The sequence below is a fragment of the Specibacter sp. NPDC057265 genome (assembly GCF_042668835.1).
Taxonomy (GTDB): domain Bacteria; phylum Actinomycetota; class Actinomycetes; order Actinomycetales; family Micrococcaceae; genus Specibacter.
In genome coordinates, this window is the sequence record NZ_JBHUYE010000023.1 from 44,044 (window position 1) to 51,114 (window position 7,071).

At 64.4% G+C, this 7,071-nt stretch carries 6 protein-coding genes; all 6 read left to right on the plus strand.

What is annotated here, in order from left to right:
* The first annotated feature begins 114 nt into the window (after window positions 1-114).
* The 6 genes from glmS to ACFUCV_RS13480 all read left to right on the plus strand — a co-directional run bounded on the left by glmS (window position 115) and on the right by ACFUCV_RS13480 (window position 7,022).
* Window positions 115-2,031, plus strand: coding sequence for a glutamine--fructose-6-phosphate transaminase (isomerizing) (gene glmS / locus ACFUCV_RS13455; RefSeq protein WP_380816539.1), 1,917 nt, complete (start codon window positions 115-117; stop codon window positions 2,029-2,031).
* 57 nt (window positions 2,032-2,088) lie between these two features.
* Window positions 2,089-2,436: a holo-ACP synthase gene (locus tag ACFUCV_RS13460; RefSeq protein ID WP_380816542.1), complete on the plus strand. Its 348-nt coding sequence runs from the start codon at window positions 2,089-2,091 to the stop codon at window positions 2,434-2,436.
* A 1-nt stretch (window position 2,437) separates the two neighbouring features.
* Window positions 2,438-4,012 (plus strand): NAD(P)H-hydrate epimerase, encoded by a 1,575-nt coding sequence (locus ACFUCV_RS13465; RefSeq protein WP_380816544.1) that lies wholly within the window; start codon window positions 2,438-2,440, stop codon window positions 4,010-4,012.
* 43 nt (window positions 4,013-4,055) lie between these two features.
* Window positions 4,056-5,081 carry an L-glyceraldehyde 3-phosphate reductase gene (gene mgrA / locus ACFUCV_RS13470; protein ID WP_380816546.1) on the plus strand — a complete coding sequence of 342 codons (1,026 nt, stop codon included), beginning with the start codon at window positions 4,056-4,058 and terminating at the stop codon, window positions 5,079-5,081.
* Window positions 5,082-5,266: 185 nt separating this feature from the next.
* A complete protein-coding gene (locus ACFUCV_RS13475; protein ID WP_380816548.1) occupies window positions 5,267-6,346 on the plus strand; it encodes an inositol-3-phosphate synthase in 1,080 nt (359 codons plus the stop codon).
* 193 nt (window positions 6,347-6,539) lie between these two features.
* Window positions 6,540-7,022 (plus strand): serine protease inhibitor, encoded by a 483-nt coding sequence (locus ACFUCV_RS13480; RefSeq protein ID WP_380816550.1) that lies wholly within the window; start codon window positions 6,540-6,542, stop codon window positions 7,020-7,022.
* The last annotated feature ends 49 nt before the right edge of the window (window positions 7,023-7,071 follow it).

Consider the following 7,071-nt stretch of genomic DNA (forward strand, 5'->3'; position numbering starts at 1 on the left):
GGGTGGGAAACGCCGCCGCGCAGGCGCGTGGTTTCGTGTGACGGTTTTTCAGGCAGACCACCCCGTAGGAGGTAGAACGTCCTGCAATTGGGTTCTGCTTTATGCTTGGTTTTCATGTGTGGAATTGTGGGATACGCCGGTACCGCCCCGGCTGGAAATGTTGCAGCAGGCGTTGAAGCGCCGGCCGGTCAGCGGGCCTTGGAAGTCATCATGGAAGGGCTTCGCCGGCTGGAATACCGTGGCTACGACTCCGCCGGGGTGGCGCTCGCGGGCGCCGCCGGAATCCAGTTGCGCAAAAAGAGCGGCAAACTGGCCAAGCTGGTGGAGGAATTGGAACGCGACCCCCTGCTGGGCGCGCAGGCCGGGATTGGCCATACCCGCTGGGCCACGCACGGCGGCCCCACGGACGCAAATGCGCACCCCCACGTTGTCGCCGAAGGCCGCTTGGCAGTGGTCCACAACGGCATCATTGAAAACTATTCCCGCCTCAAGTCCGGACTTGCCGAACGGGGCTTTACCTTCAAATCACAAACCGACAGCGAAGTTGCCGCCACCTTGCTGGGGGAAATCCACGCAAACCTGAACCCGGCCGACGCTTCCGACGGCGGCCGGCTGGCAACGGCCATGCGCTTGGTCGCGCAACAGCTCGAAGGCGCCTTTACGCTGGTGGCCACACATGCCGACGAGCCCGGAGTGGTGGTTGCCGCCCGCAGGAACTCGCCCCTGGTGGTGGGCTTGGGTGAGGGTGAAAACTTCCTGGGCTCGGATGTTTCAGGCTTCATTGACTACACCCGCCGGGCCGTGGAACTGGATCAGGACCAGGTGGTGAGCATCACCGCCGACTCGGTGCTGATCACTGATTTTTACGGCACCCCTGCCCAAGGGCGCGAATACCTGGTGAACTGGGATGCCGCCGCGGCTGAAAAGGGCGGCTATGACTCCTTTATGGAAAAGGAAATCAACGACCAGCCCGACGCCGTGGCGCAGACCCTGTTGGGGCGCACCGACGGGGCGGGAGTGCTGACGCTGGACGAGCTGCGCATTGATCCGGCCGTGCTGAAGGACATCAATAAAATCATCGTCCTGGCCTGCGGCACCTCCGCCTACGCAGGGCAGGTGGCCCGGTATGCCATCGAGCACTGGTGCCGCATCCCCACCGAGGTGGAGCTTTCCCATGAGTTCCGCTACCGGGATCCCATTGTGGATGAACAAACCCTGGTGGTGTCCATCTCCCAATCGGGTGAAACCATGGACACCCTGATGGCTGTGCGCTATGCCAAGGAACAGGGCGCCAAAACAGTATCCATTTGCAACACCAATGGATCCACCATCCCGCGCGAATCCGACGCCGTGCTGTACACCCATGCCGGTCCGGAAATTGCCGTGGCCTCCACCAAGGCCTTTTTGGCCCAAATCACCGCAACCTATTTGCTGGGCCTCTATTTGGCCCAGCTGCGGGGAAACCTCTTCCAGGAACAAATCAAGGACATCCTGGCCGAACTGTCAGCGACCCCGGCCAAGATTGCCCGCGTGCTCGCCGATGCCGACCAGGTCAAGGAACTTGCAGTCAGCATGGCCGACACCCGCACGGTGTTGTTTTTGGGCCGTCATGTGGGGTTCCCGGTGGCCATGGAAGGCGCCCTGAAGCTCAAGGAACTGGCGTACATCCACGCCGAGGGCTTTGCCGCCGGCGAACTCAAGCACGGACCCATTGCCCTCATTGAACCTGGCCAGGCAGTCATTGTGGTGGTGCCGTCGCCGCGCGGCCGCCACTCCCTGCATGCGAAGGTGGTCTCCAACATCCAGGAGGTCCGGGCCCGTGGCGCCATGACCATTGTGATTGCCGAGGAAGGCGACGAGGCGGTGCAAGAGCATGCCGAGCATGTGTTCTACGTCCCCGAAGGCAGCACCTTGCTGGCGCCTTTGCTGACCACTGTGCCCCTGCAGATCTTTGCCCTGGCGCTCGCCACGGCCAAGGGTTATGACGTGGACCAGCCCCGCAACCTGGCCAAGTCCGTCACAGTGGAATAGCCGCCTCCGACGGCGAGCTTGCGTGCCGTGGCGCCGGGGCGGGAATAGGGTGGAACCATGATCATTGGTATTGGTGTGGACGTTGTTGACATTGAGCGCTTTGGCCGGCAGTTGGAGCGCACGCCCGGGCTGCGCGACAGATTGTTTGTGCCCGCCGAACGTGGACTCAACACCGCGTCCCTGGCGGCGCGTTTTGCCGCCAAGGAATCGGTGGCAAAGGCCCTGGGCGCCCCGGCGGGAATGAACTGGCAGGACTGCTGGATAGGGCTGGACCACAATGGCCCCACCATCAACGTCAAGGGCACGGTGGCGGCCGTGGCCAAAGCCAAGGGCATCAAACATTGGCATTTGTCCATGAGCCATGATGGCGGCATCTCCACAGCCATGGTGATAGCCGAAAGCTGACATGATCCACGCCTACACCGCCGCAGCAGTCCGTGCCGCCGAGCAACCACGCGTGGACGCCGACGGCAACCTGGCACTGATGCGGCGTGCCGCCCATGGTTTGGCTGGTTCAGTCGTGGCAACGCTGCGCTCCAGAGGCACCAAGATCTACGGCGCCAGAATAGTGCTGCTGGTGGGATCGGGAAACAACGGTGGCGATGCCTTGTTTGCCGGCGCCCGGCTGGCCTGCCTGGGAGCAGGGGTGCAGGCGTTCCTGACGGGGCCACGCACCCACCCCGAAGCCTTGGCAGCCTTTCGCGACGCCGGCGGGCAGTGGCTGGCGTTGGCGGACACCGCCGCGCCGACGTGGGAAAGGCGGGCTGTGGCCGCCGCCGGCAGCGCCGCAGTGGTCGTGGACGGCCTGCTGGGCACCGGTGCCCGCGGCGGGCTGCGCGGCGCGGCCGCCACTGTGGTGGACCGGCTGCAGCAGCTGCAGGAACAGCACGGCGCGGCGCGCCCGGCCGTTGTTGCGTGCGATCTGCCCAGCGGGGTTGACGCCACGACGGGGCAGGTGCAGGGACCGGTGCTGCGCGCAGAGCGCACGGTGACCTTTGGAGCCTACAAATCCGGCCTGCTCACAGGCCCCGGCGAGCGCCTCTGCGGCACGGTGGAGCTGGTGGACCTGGGCATTGGGCCATGGCTGGGCACGCCGGAACTGATGCGCCTGCAGGCCCAGGATGTGGCCCGCGCCCTGCCCGCACCCGACTCCACGGACCACAAGTACACCCGGGGCGTGGCCGGAATCATTGCCGGCTCCGCAGCCTATCCGGGCGCGGCGCTGCTGGCCACCGCCGCGGCGTCGGCCTGCGGTCCCGGCATGGTGCGGTACCTGGGCCCGGAAGCTGTTGCTGCGGCCCTGCAGCTGCGCAATCCCGAAGTGGTGTCCTCACAGGACATGCCCCAGCATGTCCGGGTGCAGGCGTGGCTGGTGGGACCGGGAATCAATGAAGACAGCCTGCAGCTGGAGCGCGCCCGGGCCGCCATGCACACGTCCCTGCCCACGGTGGTGGATGCAGCCGCCCTGCCGCTGGTGGAGGCGGGGGCGAACAACCAGCACTTGATACTGACCCCGCACGCCGGGGAACTGGCCCAACAGCTACAGCGCTGGGGGCACACGGCAAGCCGCGCCGACATTGAATCCGCGCCCCTGGCCGCCGCGCGCATGGCGGCCCGGCTCAGTGGCGCCGTGGTGCTGCTCAAGGGCGCCACCACGGTGGTGGCCGAACCTGCAGGCACCATCTTCACCCAAGCCAATGGACTCCCACGGCTGGCCACTGCCGGCAGCGGCGACACCTTGGCCGGCATCCTGGTGGCGCTGCTGGCCATGACCGGCGTGCAGGGCACGCCACCGGCCAAGGAGCTGGCCCGCACCGCGGCGCTCGCCGCGGCACTGCACGGCGAACTTTCGCAGCTGCACCCTGGACGCCCGCTCAATGCCGGACTGCTGGCCCGGACAATCCCCGAGGTGTGGGACAGGCTGGCCCACCAGGGTGTGGGACAGGGGAGTCAGGGGCGGGGACACCGGCAGTTGCGGTGAAAGATGATGCAGCCCACACCCATACCGTGGCAAGATGGCAGGCATGACCTTTCACGCCCGCGAAGACCGTTATGAAACCATGCCCTACCGCCGTGTTGGCCGCAGCGGGCTGAAACTGCCCGCCATCTCCCTGGGGCTGTGGCACAACTTTGGCGACGACAAGGCCTTTGAGGTTCAACGCGATATTTTGCGCCGCGCCTTTGACCTTGGCGTGACCCACTTTGACTTGGCCAACAATTACGGTCCGCCGGCCGGGAGTGCGGAGACCAACTTCGGCCGCCACTTTAAAAACGATTTTCAACAGCACCGCAATGAGCTGGTCATTTCCACCAAGGCCGGCTTCCACATGTGGCCGGGCCCGTACGGTGAGTGGGGATCACGCAAAAACCTGCTCAACAGTTTGGACAGCTCACTGACGCGCATGGGCCTGGACCATGTGGATATTTTCTACAGCCACCGCCCGGACCCGGAAACGCCGCTGGAGGAAACCATGGGCGCGCTTGACCACGCGGTCCGTTCCGGCAAGGCCCTGTACGCGGGCATTTCCTCCTACACCCCCGCCCAGACCCTGGAGGCTGCGCGCATTCTCAAAGAGATGGGAACGCCGCTGCTGATCCATCAGCCTTCCTACTCCATGTTCAACCGCTGGACCGAGGCCGGTGGACCCAACCTGTATGAGACGCTCGAGACTGTGGGTGCCGGATCCATTGCCTTCTCACCCCTGGCCCAGGGCTTGCTCACCGACCGTTACCTTAAGGGTGTGCCGGCGGATTCGCGTGCAGCCAAGGAACACTTCCTGCACACCAACGATCTGACGGAAGAGAAAATGTCCCGGGTCCGGGCGCTGAACGACATTGCCGCCGGGCGCGGTCAGTCCTTGGCGCAGATGGCCATCGCCTGGGTTCTGCGTCAACAGGCCAAGGGCACCCCCGTCACCTCGGCCCTCGTGGGCGCCTCCAGCGTGACCCAGCTGGAAAACAATGTTGCGGCAATCAACAATCTGCAGTTCAGCGACGAGGAGCTGCGCACCATTGACCAACACGCAGTGGATCCGGCGCCCCAAAAGTAATTCCTGCCGGAAGGAACAAATTGCGGGCCCGGGAAGTTGACTAGAATGGTTAAGGGCGCCGTTGGGGCGTCAGGCCTGGCCGTATAGCCGCGCGAAAAGTTTTTACTGCCAGATTGTAAAACCTTGTCGTCGACCCTTCACAGCAAGTGAGAGCCGGGCCCGTGTGATTTTTATAAAGGAGTTCCGTGTCCAATCATCCTATTAGGGTCGCCATAGTCGGCGTGGGTAACTGTGCCGCCTCATTGGTGCAGGGTGTCCAGTACTACCAAAATGCTGACGCCGCCGCTAAGGTTCCGGGCTTGATGCATGTTGAGTTTGGCAAGTACCACGTCAATGACGTGCAGTTCGTGGCAGCGTTTGACGTTGACAGCAAGAAGGTCGGACTGGACCTCTCCGACGCCATCGGCGCCAGCGAAAACAACACCATCAAGATCGCCGATGTTCCCCACCTGAACGTTCCGGTGCTGCGCGGCACCACGCTCGACGGTCTGGGCAAGTACTACCGCGAGACCATCGTCGAATCCGACGCCGAGCCCGTGGACGTGGTGGCCACCCTGAAGGCCGCCGAGGTTGACGTCCTGGTCTGCTACCTGCCCGTTGGTTCCGAGGCCGCCGCCAAGTTCTACGCCCAGTGCGCCATCGACGCCGGTGTGGCGTTCGTCAACGCCCTGCCCGTCTTCATTGCCGGCACCAAGGAATGGGCTGACAAGTTCACTGCCGCCAACGTGCCGATCGTGGGCGATGACATTAAGAGCCAGATTGGCGCCACCATCACGCACCGCGTCATGGCCAAATTGTTTGAAGACCGCGGCGTGGTCCTGGACCGCACCTACCAGCTCAATGTGGGCGGCAACATGGACTTCAAGAACATGCTTGAGCGCGAGCGGCTGGAATCCAAGAAGATCTCCAAGACCCAGGCCGTCACCTCCAACACCTCGGCCGTGCTGGGCGAGGACGACGTCCACATTGGCCCGTCCGACTACGTTGCCTGGCTTGATGACAGGAAGTGGGCCTTTGTGCGCCTCGAGGGCCGCAACTTCGGCGACGCGCCCGTGTCCTTGGAATACAAGCTGGAAGTGTGGGATTCGCCCAACTCCGCCGGTGTGATCATTGACGCCATCCGTGCTGCCAAGATTGCCCTGGACCGCGGCATTGGCGGGCCCATCCTCTCGGCCTCCAGCTACTTCATGAAGTCCCCGCCGGAGCAGTACGCCGACGACGTGGCCCATGAAAAGGTTGAGGCCTTCATCCGGGGCGACATTTAGGGCTTCCCTGCCCGCAGGCTTTTTGCCAAGGCTCCCCCGGCTGCACGGCCTTCGTGGCAGTGCCGCCGGGGGAGCCTTTTGTCCGCCGGACCGTTTGCCGGCGCGCCCTTGCCTGACGCAATTTCTCGGATCCCAAAGGTCAGGCGCCCCGGGGTTGGGGTAGCATGGCATCAAACTTGGGAAGTGATGAGCCGTGTTCCATGTACCTCAGTTGTTCCGCGTCTGCGCAGCCGTGCTCGTGTTGACTGCCCTGCTGGGAGTCGGTGCCTGCGCGCAGCATGATCATGGCGGCAGCACGGGCCCGGACAACACCCAGCCCGGCACGGAAGACGTCCACGACATTGACCTCACCGTGGAGCTCAGCGGCGCTCCGGGTGCTGCACCGCGCACCTTCAAGCTGGTGGCCACCGGACCCGTCCCCGCCGACGGCTCCACTGTGCCCGATCCCGCGGCGGCGCTGGCGGCCGTGGAGCGGCATGGGGAGAAAACGTTCTTTCCCGTCCCGGACCCCGCCCGCATGTGCACCCAACAATATGGCGGCCCCGAGGTGGCGGTGGTGACCGGCTGGTTTAAAGGCAAGACAGTCAATGCCACCTTCAAACGCACCGATGGCTGCGAAATTGCGCGGTGGCAGGCCCTGGCGCCGCTCTTTGGCGCGTCCGCAGGCGCCATCTAGGCTTTTTCACCAGCACCCAGGCACGGCGCCGGCCCGGCAACAATCTGCC

Excerpts from the sequence above, each read along its gene's own strand:
- glmS (WP_380816539.1), top strand. The coding sequence starts at position 115 with ATGTGTGGAATTGTGGGATACGCCGGTACCGCCCCGGCTGGAAATGTT.
- ACFUCV_RS13460 (WP_380816542.1), top strand. The coding sequence starts at position 2,089 with ATGATCATTGGTATTGGTGTGGACGTTGTTGACATTGAGCGCTTTGGC.
- ACFUCV_RS13465 (WP_380816544.1), top strand. The coding sequence starts at position 2,438 with ATGATCCACGCCTACACCGCCGCAGCAGTCCGTGCCGCCGAGCAACCA.
- mgrA (WP_380816546.1), top strand. The coding sequence starts at position 4,056 with ATGACCTTTCACGCCCGCGAAGACCGTTATGAAACCATGCCCTACCGC.